Origin of the sequence: Clostridium ragsdalei P11 (assembly GCF_001675165.1) — a bacterium.
Classification (GTDB): Bacteria; Bacillota; Clostridia; order Clostridiales; family Clostridiaceae; genus Clostridium_B; species Clostridium_B ragsdalei.
In genome coordinates this window covers 77,477-96,631 of the sequence record NZ_LROS01000022.1, presented here as the reverse complement: position 1 = coordinate 96,631, position 19,155 = coordinate 77,477, and the positions used below count along the sequence as shown (strand labels likewise).

The following is a 19,155-nucleotide window of genomic DNA, read 5'->3' as shown; positions in this document are numbered from 1 at the left end:
ATATACTGTTAAAGGAATAAGTGAGCACTTTTAAAGAAAAGTTGTGCTAACTGTGTAATCGTGCGGATATGGCGGAACTGGCAGACGCGCTAGATTCAGGTTCTAGTGAGGGAAACTTCATGCAGGTTCAAGTCCTGTTATCCGCACCAAATGAATGCTTAATGGCATTCATTAATGAGTAAAGAATGTATTATATTTATAACAAGCGAATATGATAATTATAGGATTATTGAGGTCGGAAATGGTTCCCGACACACTCGAAAGAGTACCTGAGATGATGGATACACCGCCCATCCGATAATCCAAACGTATATAAGGCCTCTGATTGATGTTAGGGGTCTCTTGCTATGCCTAAATTTTTTAAAAATTAACATATAACTTTAGCTAAAAATTTTAAGAAGTTTATAGATATATAGAGTAGATTAAATAGAATAGTATATTAAATTTTGCTGTGATATACTAAAATATAAATATATAGCAAATAAGTTCTAGTGATAAACTTATGGATGTTTAGTTTATTTACATCATGATATTATGAAAGGTGGAAAAAATATATATGTATTTTTCAGATTTATTTGAAAACGATCAACCAGTTGTATCTCTATAATCTAAGATGAAGGTTAATTGTTTGATTAAAATACCTTCTCTTAGATGTCAACTTATATAAATGTAAGAAGATGGAGGTATTAATAATGAAAAAAAGATTGATTGGATCAATATGCTTATTTTTAGCAGCTTGTATATGGGGTGGAATGTATGTAGTTAGTAAATATATACTGAAGTTTATTTCTCCAATTACACTTGTGTGGATTAGATATGCAATTGCTTTTGTAGTTCTATTTTTAATACTTATGTTTTTTGATTATAAAAAAGGATGTAAGGTAGTTATAAAAAAGAAGGACTGGCTTCTCATTGCATGGATAGGTTTTATAGGATATTTTATTTCTATATGCCTCCAGTTTATGGGCACAAAATTATCAGATGCCCATATGGGATCATTAATTACAGCGTCTACACCTGTATTTGTGATTATATTTGCCAGATTCATACTTAAGGAGTTATTTACAAAGAAAAAAATAATTTCTCTTATACTTGCTACTTTTGGTGTCATCATAGTTATTGGATTGGATTCCATGTTTATGAAACATCTTTTAGGAAATATAATTCTTGTTGGAGCTGCTGTGACCTGGGCGTTATTGTCTGTTTATGTAAAAATAGCATCTAAGCGATTTGATTCACTGATTATAACTACATATGCAATGTTATTTGCTTTAATATTTACCACTCCATTTATGCTTATGCAGCATAATAACTTTGCATTAATACTAAATAACAGAAATCTTATACTTGGGGTTATTTATCTTGGAGTTGTATCTACAGCAGGAGCATTTTTTTTGTGGAATAAAGGTATTGAGCTTATGGATGCAGGAATTGGATCGCTATTTTTATTTTTTCAGCCTGTTACGGGTTCAATTTTTGGATGGCTCTACCTACACGAGCAGCTTACATTTGGCTTTTTTATAGGTGGGATACTTATAGTAGCTGCAGTGGTTATAGCTACTACAGGTGCGGATAATTGATAAAATTAGAAACTTTTTAACATGCGGATACTTTAAAACATATCTTATAATGTGAGCTAAATTTGAGGCTATTTAGTGAATAGGTGAATGATATGGATAAAGTGGGTATTACTGAATCGGATAATTTTATAATTCAAGTTAGTGAAATAATAACCTATAATGAAGGGTACTATGATACTATAAACAGAAATGATGGTACTTCATCAAGTATAGGAATATTACAGTGGAATGGCTATAGAGCGAAAAACTTATTGAAAATTATTATAAGTAAAAATGAAGAACAAGCTAAGGCAATTTTAGATGGAACTACTATTCTGGCTGATATAAATAAAGATGATGATTTCTGGAATAGCAAGATATTGGATGATATAGAGTGTGAAAAGATAAGTGAATTATTAAGAACTGAAGAAGGAATGAAATGTCAATATGAACTGAGAATGAGAGATGTAAAAGCTTATATAAATCATGGGAAAAGTCTCGGCATAAAGGACGAAAAGGCACTAGCATATTTTGCAGATTTGGAAAACCAACTTGGATGTTATATGGCGGAAAATATAATAAAGAGTATTGACAGCGGAAAAGAATTAACTATTTATGAAATTTTGCAAGCATCTGTATCATATTCAGATGTATTGGCACGAAAACAAAGGCCAATGTACACTTATAAAAAGATAATGAATACTGCCTTTTAATATTATTTAATGAATTTGTTCAGTACTAATTAGAAATTAAGACCTTTTGAAAACTCATATTTAAAATAGTTCAAAAGGTCTAAGTTTTTAAATGTAATTGGGAAAAGTACTAGTGAACTATAGTTGTTCTTCACCACTGTTTTTTTCTATATGTTCACCACTTATTTGAAAGGATGCTTCACAATATTCACTAGAATCATTTTTGTTTCCCCAGAATTTAAATATTTTAAAAATTATCATTGTTCCTGTCTCAAAAGGCCCAACTAAAAATTGACCGCTGGCATCAGTTATAACATACCCTATAAGTTTTATATCAAGGGGATCTTTTTCATAATTTTTTCCTGCCCTAAATACTTGAACTAATGCTTCAGGTACTCTTTCGGGATTTTTTAAATCATCATTCCATACTGTGCCGCAAATGACTTTTTTATCAGTACTGTTTAATATAAAATCTAAATTCATTTGATTCTTTTCGCTTTTAACTAGTATGTCATATCTTGTTAAAATTTTAGCCATTTTATTTACCCTCCTTACAATAGAAAAATTAATATGATTAGTATTATAGTATGTATGAAAAAGGTATTATGGTACTTATAGCAGATGGTGATTGGAAGCATATACTATTAGAGAATTCCAGTATAAAAGAGGGCTTTAATATGCGTATACTTTTTTTAGAAAGCCATCCTATGTGGATATATGGGCTTCCTAACGGATTTAGGGATCTTGGACATGAAGTAAAAGTATCCGGCACCCTAACAGAAAAAAACATACCAGAAATGATTTCTAAGTTTAAACCTAATTTAATTGTCACAATGTCCTGGACTTCTGAAAATACAAATGAGAAACTTAAATGGATAAGAAAATATGTTAAACTATCAAAAATACCTCTAATATATTGGTCTACGGAAGATCCAGCATATACGGCCTGTTTTTCATTGCCGTTGATACAAAAAATATTACCAGACTTTGTTTTTACTATATGTAAGGAAAAAGTAGATTATTTCAAAAAATTAGGAATTAAAGCAGCACACTTGGGTTTTGGATATCACGAAAGTGTTCATCATCCTGTAGATAGCTGTGATAAATACAAAGTATCTATTGCAGTTGTTGCAAATGGCTATGATAAATATATTGAAGCTCACCCGGACTGCTGCAGAAATGCTTCTCTTAAAGTTCTTGTAAATCCAATTTTAAAAAATAATATGCGTATTGACTTTTGGGGTAGATATTGGGATAAAATGAATTCTATTGTCAACTTTGATATACCAAAGGAATGGATTCATGGATATTTACCTTATACTGAAGCCAATAAAGTTTATAGCTCTGCAGATATAGTAATAGGACTTCAGAATAGACAGCTTACACAGAGAACGTATGAAATTTTAGCTTCAGAAGGATTTTTACTTACTAATGATACGCAGGTGGTGAAACAATTATTTAAAAATGGTAGAGATTTAGTTATATCTTCCTCAGAAGAAGAAACTTTAAAGCTAGTGGACTACTATTTATCTCATCCGAAAGAGCGGGAAAAAATACGTAAAAATGGCAGAAAGGCAGTGGAATGCTGCAGCTACAAATATAAAGCTGAATATATTATTAAAGTTTTAAAAGAACAAAAAATATTGCCTATAAATATTAAATAGATTTTTAAAGGAGGATGTGTTTTAATGCGTATAATTTTTTTTTAGGTGGTAATATATGGCGGTATACTTTGCCTGAGGGCCTTATTGAAGCAGGGCATGAAGTTGAAATTGTAGAGCCATTTAGTGAGGAAAATGTTAAAAATGAAATATTAAAGTTTAAGCCGGATTTATCCATGAGCATTGGTTGGGGAACTGAACAGCGTATTAAGAATCAACTTATCATGAGACAATGTGTAAAAACTGCAAAACTGCCTCATGTCTATTGGTCTATTGAAGATCCTGCATATACATTTATTTTTTCACTACCGCTTATACAGAGGCTTCAACCTGATTTCGTATTTAGTATCTCCAATTCCACAGTTGATTTTTATAGAAAAATGGGGATTAAAGCAGCTTATATGGATTTTGGCTTTTCTCCTAAAATTCATAAGTATACTCAATGTGATGAAAATTATAAAGCTTCAATTTCTTTAGTTGCTAATGCATATCCCAATGTACTAAAGAATTATCCTGATCATTATAGACGTATTTCCATGGAGACACTTATTGTTCCGTTGTTAAAAAATAATATAAGAATTGATTTTTGGGGAAACAATTGGGATAAGGTAAAATCTTATGTAAAATGTGATATACCAAAAGAATGGATTCATGGGCATATACCTTATAAAGATGCAAATAAAGTTTACTGTTCTTCTAAAATAGTATTGGGATTGCAAAATTATCCTGATCAGCTCACACAAAGGACTTATGAAATATTGGCATCGGGCGGATTCCTTTTAACTTCTAATACAGCTGCAGTGAGGCAATTATTTAAATCTGGTAGAGAGTTAGCTGCATCTTCCTCTCCTGAAAAAACTTTATCTCTTGTAAGATATTATTTGAATAATTCTAGGGAGAGAAAAAGAATAGCTGATTGTGGTAAAAGGAGTGTATTAGGTAATAGCTATAAAGACAGAGCTGAATATATGATAAAAATATTAAAAAATTATCATATAATATGAAAAAGGCTGCCGTAGAAAGATTTCTACAGCAGTTTTTATTTTAATATTTCACTTACTGTTATCAATTTATATTTTCTAGCTTCCAAGTTTTCAATAATTCTATCAGTAGCTGCTGCTGTATTATTGCCAGCAATATGCATAAGCACAATAGCACCATTTTTAGCTTTACATAATACCTTATTTACTATTACTTGCATAGGTGGTAGGGCCCAATCTATGGGATCAATACTCCAGTAAATGCTGTACTTATACCCGGCTTCACCAACAGCTTTTAAAACCTCGTCATTCCAATGGCCAAAAGGTTCTCTAAACAATGTAGTTTTTATTCCTGTTATATTATAGATGGCTTTTTCTCCATCTATAATGTTTTTAATCATATCATTATAGGGTATCTTTCTCATGTCGGGATGATCAAATGAGTGATTGCCAATTTCATGACCTTCTGAAACTATTTTATTTGCTAGTTTAGGAAATTTATTTACCCAAAATCCTGTCATAAAAAATGTGCATCTTATTTGATGTTTTCTTAATACTTTTAGTATTTCTTCAGTTTCCGAATCTTCAAAACCAGCATCGTAAGTAAGTGCAATTTGTATTTTATCGGTATTCCCATGGCATATAAGGATAGAAGGGGATATGGATTGTATATTCAAAGTATGTTCACCTCTAATTTCAATATCATATAATTTATGTACTACATATTATGATATTAAATAAAAAAAGTTCGAGGTGAGTGTATATTGAAAGTTCTATTTTTCCAAAACCATCCTATGTGGATACATGGACTTCCTAATGGATTTCAGGATCTTGGACATGAAGTAAAAGTATCTGGTGAATTGACGAAAGAAAATGTTGAGCAAATGATTTTAAATTTTAAACCCGATTTAGTAATCACTATTGGATGGACTAATGAAACTGTCGGTGAAAAAGTAAATTGGATAAGAAAATATATTAAGTTATATAAAATTACTCATATTTATTGGGCTACAGAAGATCCTACTCACACTTTTAGCTTTACATTACCTTTAATTCAGAAAATGCAGCCAGACTTTGTTTTTACTATCTGCCAGGAAAGAGTAGATTATTATAAAAAATTAGGAATTAAAGCTGCACATCTGGATTTTGGTTTCCACCCAAGTGTGCATTATTTTACAGGAGTACAAGATAAATATCACTGTTCTATTGCTGTAGTTGCTAATGGATATCCTAAAAATCTCACACTGTACCCAAATCATTATAGAATACAATCTATAAAAACCCTTATTGCACCTCTTGTAAAAGAGAATATTAGAATTGACTTCTTTGGATGGGGATGGGAAAATCTATCATTTATATTAGGGCAAGATATACCTAAAGAATGGATTCATGGATATTTAGATTATACACTAGCAAATCAGGTTTACAGCTCTTCTGATATAATACTGGGAATACAGAATCATCGTACTCAGGTTACCCAGAGAACTTATGAAATTCTAGCTTCTAGGGGATTCTTAATTACATCAGATACTCCTAAAATAAGGAGCTTATTTACTCCTGAAAAAGATTTGGTAGTATCTTCCTCACCGCAGGAAACATTAGATTTAGTTAAGTATTATTTAAAAGAAAAAGATAAATGTGATGAAATACGGAAGCAGGGTCAAAAATCAGTATCTATTCATCACTATAAATATAGAGCTAAGGAAATGTTAGACATATTAAAAATTGAAAAATTGTTGCCAGTATAAGATTTAAAAATGCTATTACATGGCTTTTTCTTGTAACAGCATTTTTTCTATAGTATTATATATTTCATTCCAATTTAATACCCTGGTGATATTTTGATTTAAAGGAAGGCGGTTGTAGTTTGTGTCTACTAGTAGTACTTTAAAGTTACTTTTAGATAATTCAATGGCATTTTCATAACTATCTTCTATAAATATATCACAGTTTAAATTTTTAGCTGTACCTACCTTATGAGCAGAACCAAGGACGTAAACGCCATCGTAAGGTATTTCATATTTATTCAAATATTTGTGTGTTACAATTTCCAGACATTTTTCACGAGCAGTTACAAAATAAATATTATTTAATTCTGCTAGTTTCTGTATAACTTCTAGGGCATCTTTTCTTATTGTCTCTTCACTATGAAGTTCAAATTTGATTTTATTGTAAAAATCAGTATACTCATCTCTTGTTATTCCAATAATTTTATGAAGTTCATATTGTGTTACTTCATCGGCAGTTATATTCTTATTAAAGTATTTATTGGCACTTTCTATCCAGTAATATGGATCTGTAATTGTTCCATCAATGTCTATACATATATTCATATTTTTGATACCTCCTATACAAATATACTAATATATAATTATTAATAGGATATTAAAACAAAATTAAATCTGTGTAAAAATATAATTTGGTAGAAGAATAATATTAACTGGAATATTAAGGAAAAAAATGATATAATGTACATATCATAAAAAAACGAAAAAGGGACAGTGATATTATGAGGATTGACAGCAGAAAAAAGTTAATGTTTTCCTGCATTTTTTTAATTTTGATAATGTTTATTTTTGGAAAAAATATTAAAATATTGAATCAAGTTAACTCTATGAAGGTAGCTGCATCTCCTATAGTTAAAATGTCAAATAATCATAGTTCATCTAAAAAGTATCGTATAGTACTTGACCCTGGTCACGGAGGAATAGATAGAGGGACAAGCTATGGAAATATGAGTGAAAAGGACTTAACTTTAAAGATAGCAAAGTATGCTCAGTCTTACTTAAAGAATCAGGGAGATGTAGTACTTTTGACTCGTGATAAGGACAAGCTAGTACCACTTAAAGAAATAGGCAACAAAACAAATTCTTCTCATGCAGATGTTTTTGTTTCAATTCACGTAAATTCTTTAAATGATAAAAATTTTAATGGAATAACTGCATTATATTATGATGTAAATGGATATCAAAAATCTGAAAGGATAAGATTAGCAAAAACAATAGAAAGTCAGGCAGTAAAAAATGATGGTTGGGAAAGTAAGGGCATAAGAAGACAAAACCTAGCAGTACTAAGATATAGCAAAATACCTGGGGTACTTATGGAATGTGGATTTATAACTAATGATGAGGATAGAAAAAGGTTGTCAAATGATGATGTGTTAAAAAGACTTGCAAAAAATATTTCAGATGGCATAATAAAGTATTTAAATGAAAATCCTTAATAACTGTAGAGTTTCTAGACATGAAATTTGACTTATACAAATCATGTAATGACAAATTTCAGCACCATAAAAACTTTTAATAAGTCTAAAGTTCGGTATTTAGAAAATCTAAGGAGCTTAGCTAAACTCGTACCTCAGACATACCTAAGCCCCTAAGATTTTCTAAAATACCTCGCTAAGACTTATGGAAAAGTTTTTAAAGGTGCTTTCAATTTTGTTATTACATTTTATGTATAAGTTCAAATTTCAATTAGAAACCTTAAGTATTTTAACTTAAAAATCAACTTATACGCAGGCATATTTTTACAATAATGAAGTTCTTTTAAATATTTTGTATATAAGTCTTGGAAAAAATTCGTAAAAACTTAGAACTTTTGAATTGTTTGAGGTACGAGTTTTCAAAAGTTCTTAGCTTTTTTAGAATTTTTTACTTAGACTTATCAAAATATTTAATGAACTGAAGGTTGTATAAAATATCCGGAGTATAAGTTGATTTCTATTTAAAAATTTTATAGTGCTTCTAATATAACTGGATTTGGAATAAGATATAGAAAAAATACTATTGAAAAGTTAATCTTAAATAATCCACAACTGTGGATAGATTCCATGGGACACGAAGGAAATCGTCATTATTTGAACTTTGATATTTGGACTTTAAACTTTTTTAAAACTTTGCAGCATTGAATTCTAATTGTAGAGTTAAAAGTATGCTCTTTACTGAAACATCAATATGGAGTAATATATTTAATAGGACTTTTGAACTAATGAGTCCATAAACTTAAAGAAATTATTATTTATATTTTATATGTTGTAATAGAGGAGGAAATAAAATTGAGTTTAAATATAGTGTTATTTCAGCCTGAAATACCACAAAATACTGGAAACATTGCTAGAACATGTGTACTTACAGGATCCAAGCTCCATTTGATAAAACCTTTAGGTTTTAGTTTAGATGAAAAACATTTGAGAAGGGCAGGTCTTGACTATTGGAAGTACCTGGATTTAACTTTATATGATTCTTATGAAGAACTTAGAGAAAAATATAAAGATAGTACTTTTTATTTTTCTACTACTCATGGGAAAAACTTTTATCATGAAGCCAAATTTAAAGACGGGGATTTTATAGTATTTGGAAGGGAAACCTGTGGTTTGCCAGATGAAATAAGAGATAGTGCCCCTGAAAAATGTATAAGAGTTCCTATGATAAAAACAAGTACTCGTTCCTTAAATTTATCTAATACTGTAGCAATAGTTGCCTATGAGGCTTTAAGGCAGATAGATTTTCCCGATATGAAATAAGGAGTAAGTTATGGAAAAAATAAAGATAATAACAGATAGTACAGCAGATTTACCTGAATATATATTAAAAAAGTACGATATAGAAGTACTTCCTCTTATTATTAATTTTGGTGAAGAATCTTATAGAGACGGAATTGATATAGATACTTATGCGCTTTTTAATAAGATGGAAAATAGCAGTATTTTTCCTGCAACGGCTCAAGTAAATCCACAGGTGTTTTTGGATTGTTATAACTCTTATATAAAAAAGGGGTACAAAATAATTTCTATTCATCTTTCATCAAAAATGAGTGGTACTTATCAATCTGCATGTATTGCCAAAGAAACCCTTAAATCAGATGATATAGTTGTAATAGATAGTATGAATGTAACTTCTGGACTAGGAATTCAAGTTATTGAGGCGGCAAAATTAAAACAAGCAGGGCTTGGGATAAAAGAAATAGAAAAGGAAGTTAAGAAAATTTCTACCCATATAAAAAGTACTCTTGCCTTTAACAGCTTAGATAACCTTGTAAGGGGAGGGCGTCTTTCTAAAACAGCTGGAGTTATAGGAAACATTTTGGGCATAAAGATAATAGTTGAAGTGAAAGACGGAGAAATGTCAGTAGTTGATAAGGTAAGAGGAAACAAGAGAGTTCTTAGAAGTATGTTAGCTTACCTTGATCAAAAAGGAATAAAAAGTGATGAAGGTTTGATATTACTTCATGTAGGAGAAGTAGACATATTGGATTCTCTCAGAGAAAATTTAAATGAGAAAAAATTAGATTTTATAGAATGTGAAGTAGGATGTACAGTTGGGGTGCATTCGGGATCAGGAGCTTGTGGAGTATTTTTTGTAGAGGATTATTAAGATATATATATAGTCTGCAATTTGTAATTTAAGGATCGTAAAGTATTTCATGTATATTACGAATTGCAGAAAAAAATAAACAAAATAAAGTTTTTTACAGCTTCATGATATAATAAAATAAAGAAGCTGTTTTTTTAGTAAAATGTGAGAATGGGAGGTATATAAAAATGAACATGGATTTTGGACTTAACTTAACTCAAGAACAAAAATTAATCATGACTCAGCAAATGCAATTGTCCATAAAAATGCTTCAGATGTCAAGTTTTGAACTTCAGGAATATATAGAAAAAGAATTTCAACAAAACCCTGTCCTTGATGTTAAGGAACCGGACTCTACTGAGATAGAAAAAGACAAATTGGATTATAAGGAAATTATAAAGAGTCTTAATTCAAATAATTTTAGTCATCAAAGCTATCAAAAAAGTGATGAAGAAGAAGTGTCTCCTTTTAACTTTATTTCTCACAAAAAGTCCTTAAAGGAATATTTAAAAGAGGAAATAATGGACTTAAATGAAAAGGATTACGTTAAATCTATATGTTCCTATATTATAGAAAACATAGATCATAGAGGATATTTAGTTATAGAAGAAGGAGAAATAGAAAAAGATCTTAAGATTTCAACAAAACTTGTAAAGTACTGTATAGATATAATTCAAACTTTAGAACCTTATGGAATAGGTGCTAGGAATTTATCCGAATGTCTGAGGATACAGGCAACACAGAGAAGAATAGATGATGAAAATATATTTATAATAATAGACAAATATTTAGAGCTAATTGCGGAAAATAAGTATACTGTTATAGCAAAGAATATGGGGATAAATGTAAAACAGGCTCAGGAATATGGTGATATTATAAAAACTTTCGATCCAAAGCCTTCTAGAGGATTTTATACAGGAGAAGATGTAAAATATATAATCCCAGATGCTTATATAGAAAAAATTGGAGACAAATATTATATAATTATGAATGACGATTTGACACCAAGACTAATCATAAATTCAGTATATAAAGATATAGTTGAAAACCAGGAGGACAAAGAGACTGCGGATTATGTAAAAGAAAAATTAAACAGTGCAGTATTTCTTATAAAAAGTATACAACACAGAAAAAGTACTATATATAAGGTATTACAAAAGATATTGGATTTGCAAAGGGATTATTTTGATTATGGAGAAAGATATTTAAAACCAATGACATTAAAGGATATAGCAAGTAGCATGGACATGCATGAATCTACTATAAGTAGGGCTATAAGGGACAAATATATATATACAAGTAGGGGAACAATAAAAATAAAGGACTTATTTACTACAGGAATATCAAAAGGATTTGATGGAGAAGATGTGTCTGTATTAATTATTAAAAAGAGCATTGAAAAAATAATAAATGAAGAAGACAAGAAAAAACCTTTATCTGATCAACAAATATGTGATTTAGTTAATCAACAAGATATGAATATTTCTAGAAGAACTGTAGCAAAATATAGGGAGGAGATGGGTATAAAATCATCAAAAGGGAGAAGAAGATTTTAATATTCTCCCTAATATTTATAATTGTTGTTAAATTTTTTTCATATTTCTATTTAAAAAATTGTTCATATGTTTTATAATATAAGTGGGACAATTAATAATGCAGTGGGACGCATTTTGACCAGGGAGGCACAGCAGTGGAAGATGTACTTAAATTTGAGCAGAGAATAGTACCTGAATTGGTAAAACTATTAGAGAAAAGATATAACATTTTAAGGACTATATACTATAACCAACCTGTCGGAAGGAGAGTATTAGCCAATAATCTAGGCATAGGTGAGAGAATTGTTAGAACTGAAATAAATTTTCTTAAAGCTCAAGGCTTTATTGAAATAAACACTCCTGGTATGACTATAACGTCGGATGGAGAAGAAATTATAAACAAACTGAAGGATTTTATACACGAATTAAGAGGATTGTCTAAGATTGAGAAATTTATAAAGGATAATTTAGATTTAGAAAATATCATAATTGTTCCCGGAAATTGTGATGAAGATATAACTGTGTTAAATGAAATAGGAAGAGCTGCTGCAAGTTATCTTAAGAATGTGTTAAAAAGTAATGATGTGATTGCAATTACTGGTGGATCCACTATAAAAGAAGTAATTGATAATATGCCTAAAGTTTCTAACATAAAGGATATATTAGTTGTGCCAGCTAGAGGTGGCATGGGTAAAAATGTTGAAACTCAAGCAAATACCCTATCTGCCAGATTAGCAGAAAAATTAGAAGGTACTTATAAATTACTTCATGTTCCTGACAATTTAAGTGGCAATGCGTTAAAGGCAATTATTGAGGAAAAAGATATACAGGATATATTAAAAAGTATATCGAATGCAAATATACTTATGTATGGTGTAGGAATGGCTTGTAAAATGGCAAGGAGAAGAGGATTACCAGAAGAAAAGATAAATAAAATCCAGGCAGATGGAGCAGTAGGAGAAGCTTTTGGATGTTACTTTGATAGAAATGGAAATGTAGTATATTCTACTCCAAGCATAGGAATAGTAAATGAGGAAATAGGTAAAATAGATATATTGATGGCTGTAGCTGGAGGAGTCAGTAAGGCTGAGGCTATTCTTGCTACAGTAAGAAATAATCATAATGGTATTCTTATTACAGATGAAGGTGCTGCTAGGGAAATTGTTAAATTCATAAAGTAAACACAATATATTATTTTAAAATAAATATTTAATTTTTTAGGAGGAATTGTAAATGGTTAAGGTTGGAATTAATGGTTTTGGAAGAATAGGAAGAAATGTATTTAAGGCATTAGTAAAAAGATATGCTAATGAATTACAGGTTGTAGGTATCAATGATTTAACTGATGCAAAAACATTAGCTCACTTATTAAAATATGATTCTTTATATGGTAGATTTGATGGAACTGTAGAAGCAAAAGAAAATTCTATAGTTGTAAATGGAAATGAAATAAAAATATTTGCAGAAAGAGATCCTAAAAATATAGATTGGAATTCATTAGGTGCTGAAATAGTTATAGAATCCACTGGACTTTTCACAGATGCTACGAAAGCCAATGCACATTTGGGAGGATCAGTTAAAAAAGTTCTTATATCTGCTCCAGCTAAAAACGAAGATGCAACAATAGTTATGGGAGTTAACGAAGAAACTTATGATGCTTCTAAACATAATATAATTTCAAATGCATCTTGTACTACAAACTGTCTTGCACCATTTGCTAAAATATTAGATAGAGAATTTAAGATAGTAAAGGGACTTATGACTACAGTACATTCATATACTGGAGACCAAAGACTTTTAGATGCTCCTCATAGAGATATGAGAAGAGCTAGAGCAGCTTGTGAGTCTATGATCCCAACTACTACAGGAGCAGCAAAGGCAGTTGCACTTGTACTTCCTCAATTAAAGGGAAAACTAAATGGATTTTCTCTTAGAGTACCTACACCTACAGTATCATGTACGGATTTAGTTGCAGAACTTTCAAGAGATGTAACAGTAGAAGAAGTAAATGCTGCATTCAAAAAAGCTGCTGAAACTGATATGAAGGGAATATTAGGATATAGTGACGAACCTTTGGTATCTGTAGATTATAGAGGAGATGAAAGATCTTCTATAGTAGATGGACTTTCAACTATGGCTATAGGTGGAAACATGGTTAAAGTTGTTGCTTGGTATGATAACGAATTTGGATATTCAAATAGATTAGCAGATTTAACTAAATACGTTGCCGACAGACTATAATATTATAGGGCCTGGTTTTGTAGTTTTGTCTATGAGGCCGGGCTTTTTTACTACAATAATTTTAAAATCAGTTGTATAATGTTACCGTGAAATAAATTTATAAAGGAGTTGGGAACAGATATGGCTTTTAATAAAAAGACAATTGAGGATGTAGATGTAAGTGGAAAAAGAGTACTTGTTAGATGTGATTTTAATGTTCCACTAAAAGATGGAAAGATAACAGATGAGAACAGGATTATCGGTGCACTTCCAACTATACAATATTTACTGGAGAAAAATGCAAAGGTTATACTTTGCTCACATCTTGGAAAACCAAAGGGAGAGCCAAAACCAGAAATGTCACTGCTTCCAGTTTCAAAAAGGCTTTCAGAACTTTTAAAAAAAGAAGTTGTATTTGCAGCAGATGATGTGGTAGTAGGAGAAAATGCTAGGACTGCAGTTAAGAATATGAAAAATGGAGATGTAGTCCTCCTTGAAAACACAAGATATAGAAAAGAAGAAACTAAAAATGAAGACAATTTTTCAAAAGAACTTGCATCCCTTGCTGAAATATTTGTAAATGATGCTTTTGGTACAGCTCATAGAGCACACTGTTCTACTGTAGGAGTTACTAAATTTTTGGATACTGCCGTATGTGGGTACTTAATTCAAAAGGAACTTAAATTTTTAGGAAATGCAGTAGAAGATCCAACAAGACCATTTATTGCTATATTAGGTGGTGCTAAGGTCTCTGATAAAATTAATGTAATAAATAATTTGCTTGAAAAGGTAGATACCCTTATAATTGGAGGAGGAATGAGTTATACTTTTTCAAAAGCTGAAGGTCATTCCATAGGAACTTCTCTCCTAGAAGAGGATAAATTAGAGTATGCCAAACAGATGATAGATAAGGCAAAAGCCAAAGGAGTAAAGTTACTTTTACCTATAGATACTGTAATAGCAGATAAATTTGATGCAAATGCAAAACCTATAGTTACAGATGGAGTAGATATAAAAGATGGTTATATGGGACTTGATATTGGACCTAAAACCTCTAAGTTATATGAAGAAGCTATAAAAGATGCAAAAACTGTAGTATGGAATGGACCTATGGGAGTATTTGAGTTTGAAAACTTTGCCAAGGGTACTTTTGCTGTAGCTAAAGCAATGGCTGAATCTGAAGCGACTACAATTATAGGTGGTGGAGATAGTGCTGCAGCTGTAAATCAACTTGGTTTTGGAGATAAAATGACCCATATATCTACAGGTGGAGGAGCTTCTCTTGAGTTTTTAGAGGGAAAAGAGCTGCCAGGAATAGCAGCTTTAAATGATAGATAGAAATAAAGGGAGGTAATTTATATGAGAAAGGCAATAATAGCTGGAAATTGGAAAATGAATAAAACTGTAACTGAAGCACTGAAGTTGGTTGAAGAGTTAAAACCTCTAGTAAGTGATGCAAAATGTGATGTAGTTGTATGCCCTCCTTATGTTTGTCTAGATGCAGTTGTCAAAGCAGTAAAGGGAAGTAACATAAAAGTAGGAGCACAAAATATGCACTATGAAGAAAGTGGTGCGTACACTGGAGAAGTAGCTCCTAATATGCTTAAGGATATTGGAATAGATTTTGTAATAATTGGGCACAGTGAAAGAAGACAATATTTTAATGAGACAGACGAGTCAATTAATAAAAAAGTGAAAAAAGCTTTTGAATATGATATAAATCCTATAGTTTGTTGTGGAGAGACTTTAGAAGAAAGAGAATCAGATGTAACAGAAGAAGTTTTAGGGAAACAGATAAAGATTGATCTTGCAGGACTTGAAAAAAGTCAGGTGGAAAAATTAGTTGTAGCATACGAGCCAATATGGGCTATAGGTACGGGAAAAACTGCTACAGACAAACAGGCAAATGATACTATAGCTTATATTAGAAGTGTAATTGCCAAAATGTACGGCAGTGAAACAGCGGAGAAAACAAGAATTCAATATGGTGGTTCTGTGAAACCGGCTACAATTAAAGCTCAGATGGCACAATCAGATATAGATGGAGCGTTAGTTGGAGGAGCTAGCTTAAAGTCAGAAGACTTTGCAAAAATAGTTAATTACTAAATTTTATTGTATTTTGGAGGAAAAGATGAAAAAGAAACCAGTAATGCTTATGATATTAGATGGTTTTGGAATATCTGAAAAAACAGAGGGAAATGCAATTAAAGCAGCCCATAAACCTAATTTTGATAAATACTATAAAAGTTATCCTCATACTGAGTTAGGAGCTAGTGGATTAAGTGTAGGTCTTCCAGAAGGACAGATGGGCAATTCTGAAGTTGGACATCTAAATATAGGTGCAGGAAGAATTGTGTATCAAGCACTGACTAGAATTACAAAGTCCATAGAAGAAAGGGATTTTTTCAAAAATGAAGCTCTAAATAAAGCTATGGATAACTGTCTTAAAAATAATTCATCCCTCCATCTTTTGGGACTTTTATCACCAGGGGGTGTACATTCTCATACGGATCATTTGAAAGGACTTCTCAAATTAGCCAAGGAAAAAGGTCTAGAGGACGTATATATTCATGCGTTTACTGATGGAAGGGATGTACCTCCTTCCTCTGCTGGATCCTATATAAAAGATATGGAAAGTTACATAAAGCAAATAGGAATTGGAGAGATAGCAACAGTATCGGGAAGGTACTATGCTATGGACAGAGACAATAGATGGGAAAGGGTGGAGCTTGCATATAATGCACTTGTATATGGTCAAGGAAAAAAAGCAAAGAGTGCCTTGGAAGCAGTCCAAAATTCCTATGAAGATGGTAAGACCGATGAATTTATAATTCCAACAGTAATTGAAGAACGTGGAAATCCAATTGCTACTATAAAAGATGAAGATTCTATAATATTTTTTAACTTTAGACCTGATAGGGCAAGGCAGCTTACACGAGCTATAAATGATAAGATATTTAAAGGATTTAAAAGAAATAATTTAAATATTGAATTTGTAACTATGACAGAATATGATTCTACTCTGGAAAATGTGGATGTAGCCTTTAAAAATGAACTACATAAAAATACATTGGGAGAATATCTCAGCAGTAAAGGAAAGAGACAACTTAGAATAGCAGAAACTGAGAAATATGCTCATGTAACTTTTTTCTTCAATGGTGGAGTTGAAAAACCAAATGAAAATGAGGATAGAGATCTCATTCCTTCACCTAAAGTTGCCACTTATGATTTAAAGCCTGAAATGAGTGCTAGAGAGGTAACAAGTGAAGTGTTAAATGAACTAAATCAGGATAAATATGATACTATAATATTAAATTTTGCTAATCCTGATATGGTAGGTCATACGGGAAAATTTGAGGCTGCAAAAAAAGCAGTAGAAGTAGTAGATGAATGTTTGGGGAAAATTGTAGATGAAGTTTTAGAAAAAGATGGAACAGTATTTATAACAGCAGATCATGGAAATTGTGAGCAAATGACAAATTATTCTACAGGAAGTCCTATGACAGCACATACTACAAATGAAGTCCCATTTTTATTTGTATCAAATAACTCAAAATCTTTGAGACAAGATGGGATATTAGCAGATATTTCTCCTACAATACTTGATGTTATGGGACTAGAAAAGCCTTCAGAAATGACAGGTAAAAGTCTCATATTAAAAGATTAAACTTAACTAGCTGATTTTTTAAATATGTATATAAAATTAAAATAAGAAATGAAGGGAGTGAAAAAACCGTTGTTTTACATAGCGGTTAGAATTTATGAAAAATTATATAGAAATAGTAGATGTAATGGCAAGACAAATCCTTGATTCAAGATCAAATCCAACTGTAGAGGTAGAAGTTGTATTAGAAGATGGAACTGTAGGCAGATCAGCAGTACCTTCTGGTGCATCTACAGGAGCATTTGAAGCTGTAGAACTTAGAGATGGAGACACTGAAAAATATAAGGGAAAAGGTGTTTTGAAGGCTATTGATAACATAAATAATTACGTAGCAGAAGAACTTATAGGAATGAATGTATTTGATCAGGTACTTATAGATAAGACAATGATAGAACTTGATGGCACAAAAAATAAGGCTAAGTTAGGCGCTAATGCTACATTAGGTGTATCACTTGCTTGCGCAAGAGCAGCTGCTGAATATTTAGGACTAAGCTTATATCAATATATAGGTGGAGTAAATGCAAAAGTTCTTCCAGTTCCAATGATGAACATACTAAATGGTGGAAAACATGCTGATAATAATGTAGATCTTCAGGAATTTATGATAATGCCTGCAGGTGCTCCAAGTTTTAGTGAAGCTCTTAGAATGAGCTCTGAAGTTTACCACACATTAAAATCACTTTTAAAATCCAAGGGCTATGACACTGGTGTAGGTGATGAAGGTGGATTTGCTCCAAATCTAAAATCAAATGAAGAGGCTATACAGGTAATAGTTGAAGCTATAGAAAAAGCTGGATATACTCCAGGAAAAGATATATTTATAGCATTAGATCCTGCTTCATCAGAATTTTATGAAGATGGAAAATACAATTTAAAGGGAGAAGGCAAAGTTTTAACTCCTGCAGAAATGGTAGATTTCTATGTAGATATTGCAAATAAATATCCTATAATCTCCTTAGAAGATGGTATGGCAGAAGAAGATTGGGAAGGATGGGCATTATTAACTGAAAAATTAGGAGATAAAATTCAGTTAGTAGGCGATGACCTCTTTGTAACTAATACAGAAAGATTGAAAAAAGGTATAGATAAAAAAGTTGCAAATTCTATACTTATAAAATTAAACCAAATAGGAACTCTTACAGAGACATTAAATGCTATAGAGATGGCAGAGAGAGCAGGTTATACTGCAGTTGTATCACATAGGTCAGGTGAGACAGAAGACACTACAATAGCTGATTTAGTAGTAGCAGTGAATGCAGGACAGATTAAAACTGGTGCACCAGCAAGAAGTGAAAGAGTTGCAAAGTATAATCAACTTTTAAGAATAGAGGAAGAATTAGGCGAAGTAGCTGAGTACAGAGGACTAGATGCATTTTACAATCTAAACAGAAAGTAAAAAAGAGCCCGGTGTAAAAACACCGGGTTTTTTAAAAAATAGTAAATTGAAATTATTAGATACATATGTTAATATAGTATATGTGTTAATTTAAAAT

The 19,155-nt window shown here is 31.2% G+C and carries 18 protein-coding genes and 1 tRNA gene; 16 read left to right on the top strand and 3 right to left on the bottom strand.

Annotation, left to right across the window (positions count from 1 at the left end):
* Positions 1–62: 62 nt before the first annotated feature.
* The 3 genes from CLRAG_RS10575 to CLRAG_RS10565 all read left to right on the top strand — a co-directional run bounded on the left by CLRAG_RS10575 (position 63) and on the right by CLRAG_RS10565 (position 2,272).
* Positions 63–149: transfer RNA gene (locus CLRAG_RS10575), tRNA-Leu, on the top strand.
* A 543-nt stretch (positions 150–692) separates the two neighbouring features.
* Entirely contained in the window at positions 693–1,580 is an 888-nt protein-coding gene (locus tag CLRAG_RS10570; RefSeq protein WP_065078408.1) for a DMT family transporter, read from the top strand.
* A gap of 92 nt (positions 1,581–1,672) precedes the next feature.
* Positions 1,673–2,272: a hypothetical protein gene (locus CLRAG_RS10565; RefSeq protein WP_065078407.1), complete on the top strand. Its 600-nt coding sequence runs from the start codon at positions 1,673–1,675 to the stop codon at positions 2,270–2,272.
* 117 nt (positions 2,273–2,389) lie between these two features.
* On the opposite strand, the gene CLRAG_RS10560 is transcribed toward CLRAG_RS10565, so the two are convergent.
* Positions 2,390–2,788, bottom strand: a complete 399-nt coding sequence (locus tag CLRAG_RS10560; RefSeq protein WP_065078406.1) for a hypothetical protein — start codon at positions 2,786–2,788, stop codon at positions 2,390–2,392.
* A gap of 50 nt (positions 2,789–2,838) precedes the next feature.
* Here CLRAG_RS10560 and CLRAG_RS10555 point away from each other — a divergent pair, with 50 nt between their 5' ends.
* A complete protein-coding gene (locus CLRAG_RS10555; RefSeq protein ID WP_207644811.1) occupies positions 2,839–3,915 on the top strand; it encodes a CgeB family protein in 1,077 nt (358 codons plus the stop codon).
* Positions 3,916–3,929: 14 nt separating this feature from the next.
* Positions 3,930–4,916, top strand: coding sequence for a CgeB family protein (locus CLRAG_RS10550; RefSeq protein ID WP_065078405.1), 987 nt, complete (start codon positions 3,930–3,932; stop codon positions 4,914–4,916).
* Positions 4,917–4,951: 35 nt separating this feature from the next.
* Here CLRAG_RS10550 and CLRAG_RS10545 read toward each other — a convergent pair whose 3' ends face one another.
* On the bottom strand, positions 4,952–5,569 hold the full coding sequence (locus CLRAG_RS10545) for a polysaccharide deacetylase family protein (RefSeq protein WP_065078404.1): 618 nt from the start codon (positions 5,567–5,569) through the stop codon (positions 4,952–4,954).
* A gap of 87 nt (positions 5,570–5,656) precedes the next feature.
* Between CLRAG_RS10545 and CLRAG_RS10540 the strand changes: the two genes are divergently transcribed.
* Entirely contained in the window at positions 5,657–6,640 is a 984-nt protein-coding gene (locus CLRAG_RS10540; protein ID WP_065078403.1) for a CgeB family protein, read from the top strand.
* Positions 6,641–6,655: 15 nt separating this feature from the next.
* On the opposite strand, the gene CLRAG_RS10535 is transcribed toward CLRAG_RS10540, so the two are convergent.
* A complete protein-coding gene (locus CLRAG_RS10535; protein ID WP_065078402.1) occupies positions 6,656–7,234 on the bottom strand; it encodes a 5' nucleotidase, NT5C type in 579 nt (192 codons plus the stop codon).
* 167 nt (positions 7,235–7,401) lie between these two features.
* Here CLRAG_RS10535 and CLRAG_RS10530 point away from each other — a divergent pair, with 167 nt between their 5' ends.
* The 10 genes from CLRAG_RS10530 to eno all read left to right on the top strand — a co-directional run bounded on the left by CLRAG_RS10530 (position 7,402) and on the right by eno (position 19,058).
* Positions 7,402–8,115, top strand: coding sequence for an N-acetylmuramoyl-L-alanine amidase family protein (locus CLRAG_RS10530; protein WP_065078401.1), 714 nt, complete (start codon positions 7,402–7,404; stop codon positions 8,113–8,115).
* Between the two features lie 831 nt (positions 8,116–8,946).
* Positions 8,947–9,414, top strand: a complete 468-nt coding sequence (gene trmL, locus CLRAG_RS10525) for a tRNA (uridine(34)/cytosine(34)/5-carboxymethylaminomethyluridine(34)-2'-O)-methyltransferase TrmL (RefSeq protein ID WP_065078400.1) — start codon at positions 8,947–8,949, stop codon at positions 9,412–9,414.
* A gap of 10 nt (positions 9,415–9,424) precedes the next feature.
* The gene (locus CLRAG_RS10520) at positions 9,425–10,264 is read left to right on the top strand and encodes a DegV family protein (protein ID WP_065078399.1); all 840 of its coding nucleotides are present in this window, start codon (positions 9,425–9,427) and stop codon (positions 10,262–10,264) included.
* Positions 10,265–10,437: 173 nt separating this feature from the next.
* Entirely contained in the window at positions 10,438–11,799 is a 1,362-nt protein-coding gene (rpoN, locus tag CLRAG_RS10515) for an RNA polymerase factor sigma-54 (protein WP_207644812.1), read from the top strand.
* A 134-nt stretch (positions 11,800–11,933) separates the two neighbouring features.
* Complete coding sequence (locus CLRAG_RS10510) at positions 11,934–12,959, top strand: sugar-binding transcriptional regulator (protein ID WP_065078397.1); 1,026 nt, start codon at positions 11,934–11,936, stop codon at positions 12,957–12,959.
* Positions 12,960–13,011: 52 nt separating this feature from the next.
* A complete protein-coding gene (gap, locus tag CLRAG_RS10505) occupies positions 13,012–14,019 on the top strand; it encodes a type I glyceraldehyde-3-phosphate dehydrogenase (RefSeq protein ID WP_063555151.1) in 1,008 nt (335 codons plus the stop codon).
* Positions 14,020–14,139: 120 nt separating this feature from the next.
* Positions 14,140–15,336, top strand: a complete 1,197-nt coding sequence (locus CLRAG_RS21100) for a phosphoglycerate kinase (protein WP_065078396.1) — start codon at positions 14,140–14,142, stop codon at positions 15,334–15,336.
* Positions 15,337–15,357: 21 nt separating this feature from the next.
* Positions 15,358–16,104: a triose-phosphate isomerase gene (tpiA, locus tag CLRAG_RS21095; protein ID WP_065078395.1), complete on the top strand. Its 747-nt coding sequence runs from the start codon at positions 15,358–15,360 to the stop codon at positions 16,102–16,104.
* Between the two features lie 25 nt (positions 16,105–16,129).
* Positions 16,130–17,665, top strand: coding sequence for a 2,3-bisphosphoglycerate-independent phosphoglycerate mutase (gpmI, locus tag CLRAG_RS10490; protein ID WP_065078394.1), 1,536 nt, complete (start codon positions 16,130–16,132; stop codon positions 17,663–17,665).
* A gap of 94 nt (positions 17,666–17,759) precedes the next feature.
* Positions 17,760–19,058, top strand: a complete 1,299-nt coding sequence (gene eno / locus CLRAG_RS10485; RefSeq protein WP_013240509.1) for a phosphopyruvate hydratase — start codon at positions 17,760–17,762, stop codon at positions 19,056–19,058.
* The last annotated feature ends 97 nt before the right edge of the window (positions 19,059–19,155 follow it).

Bases quoted from the DNA above. Each gene is read 5' to 3' on its own strand.
- CLRAG_RS10530 (WP_065078401.1), top strand. From the start codon at position 7,402: ATGAGGATTGACAGCAGAAAAAAGTTAATGTTTTCCTGCATTTTTTTA.
- CLRAG_RS10570 (WP_065078408.1), top strand. From the start codon at position 693: ATGAAAAAAAGATTGATTGGATCAATATGCTTATTTTTAGCAGCTTGT.
- gpmI (WP_065078394.1), top strand. From the start codon at position 16,130: ATGAAAAAGAAACCAGTAATGCTTATGATATTAGATGGTTTTGGAATA.
- CLRAG_RS10555 (WP_207644811.1), top strand. From the start codon at position 2,839: ATGTATGAAAAAGGTATTATGGTACTTATAGCAGATGGTGATTGGAAG.
- rpoN (WP_207644812.1), top strand. From the start codon at position 10,438: ATGGATTTTGGACTTAACTTAACTCAAGAACAAAAATTAATCATGACT.
- CLRAG_RS10520 (WP_065078399.1), top strand. From the start codon at position 9,425: ATGGAAAAAATAAAGATAATAACAGATAGTACAGCAGATTTACCTGAA.
- CLRAG_RS21100 (WP_065078396.1), top strand. From the start codon at position 14,140: ATGGCTTTTAATAAAAAGACAATTGAGGATGTAGATGTAAGTGGAAAA.
- CLRAG_RS10560 (WP_065078406.1), bottom strand. From the start codon at position 2,788: ATGGCTAAAATTTTAACAAGATATGACATACTAGTTAAAAGCGAAAAG.
- eno (WP_013240509.1), top strand. From the start codon at position 17,760: ATGAAAAATTATATAGAAATAGTAGATGTAATGGCAAGACAAATCCTT.
- CLRAG_RS10565 (WP_065078407.1), top strand. From the start codon at position 1,673: ATGGATAAAGTGGGTATTACTGAATCGGATAATTTTATAATTCAAGTT.
- gap (WP_063555151.1), top strand. From the start codon at position 13,012: ATGGTTAAGGTTGGAATTAATGGTTTTGGAAGAATAGGAAGAAATGTA.
- CLRAG_RS10550 (WP_065078405.1), top strand. From the start codon at position 3,930: ATGTGTTTTAATGCGTATAATTTTTTTTTAGGTGGTAATATATGGCGG.
- tpiA (WP_065078395.1), top strand. From the start codon at position 15,358: ATGAGAAAGGCAATAATAGCTGGAAATTGGAAAATGAATAAAACTGTA.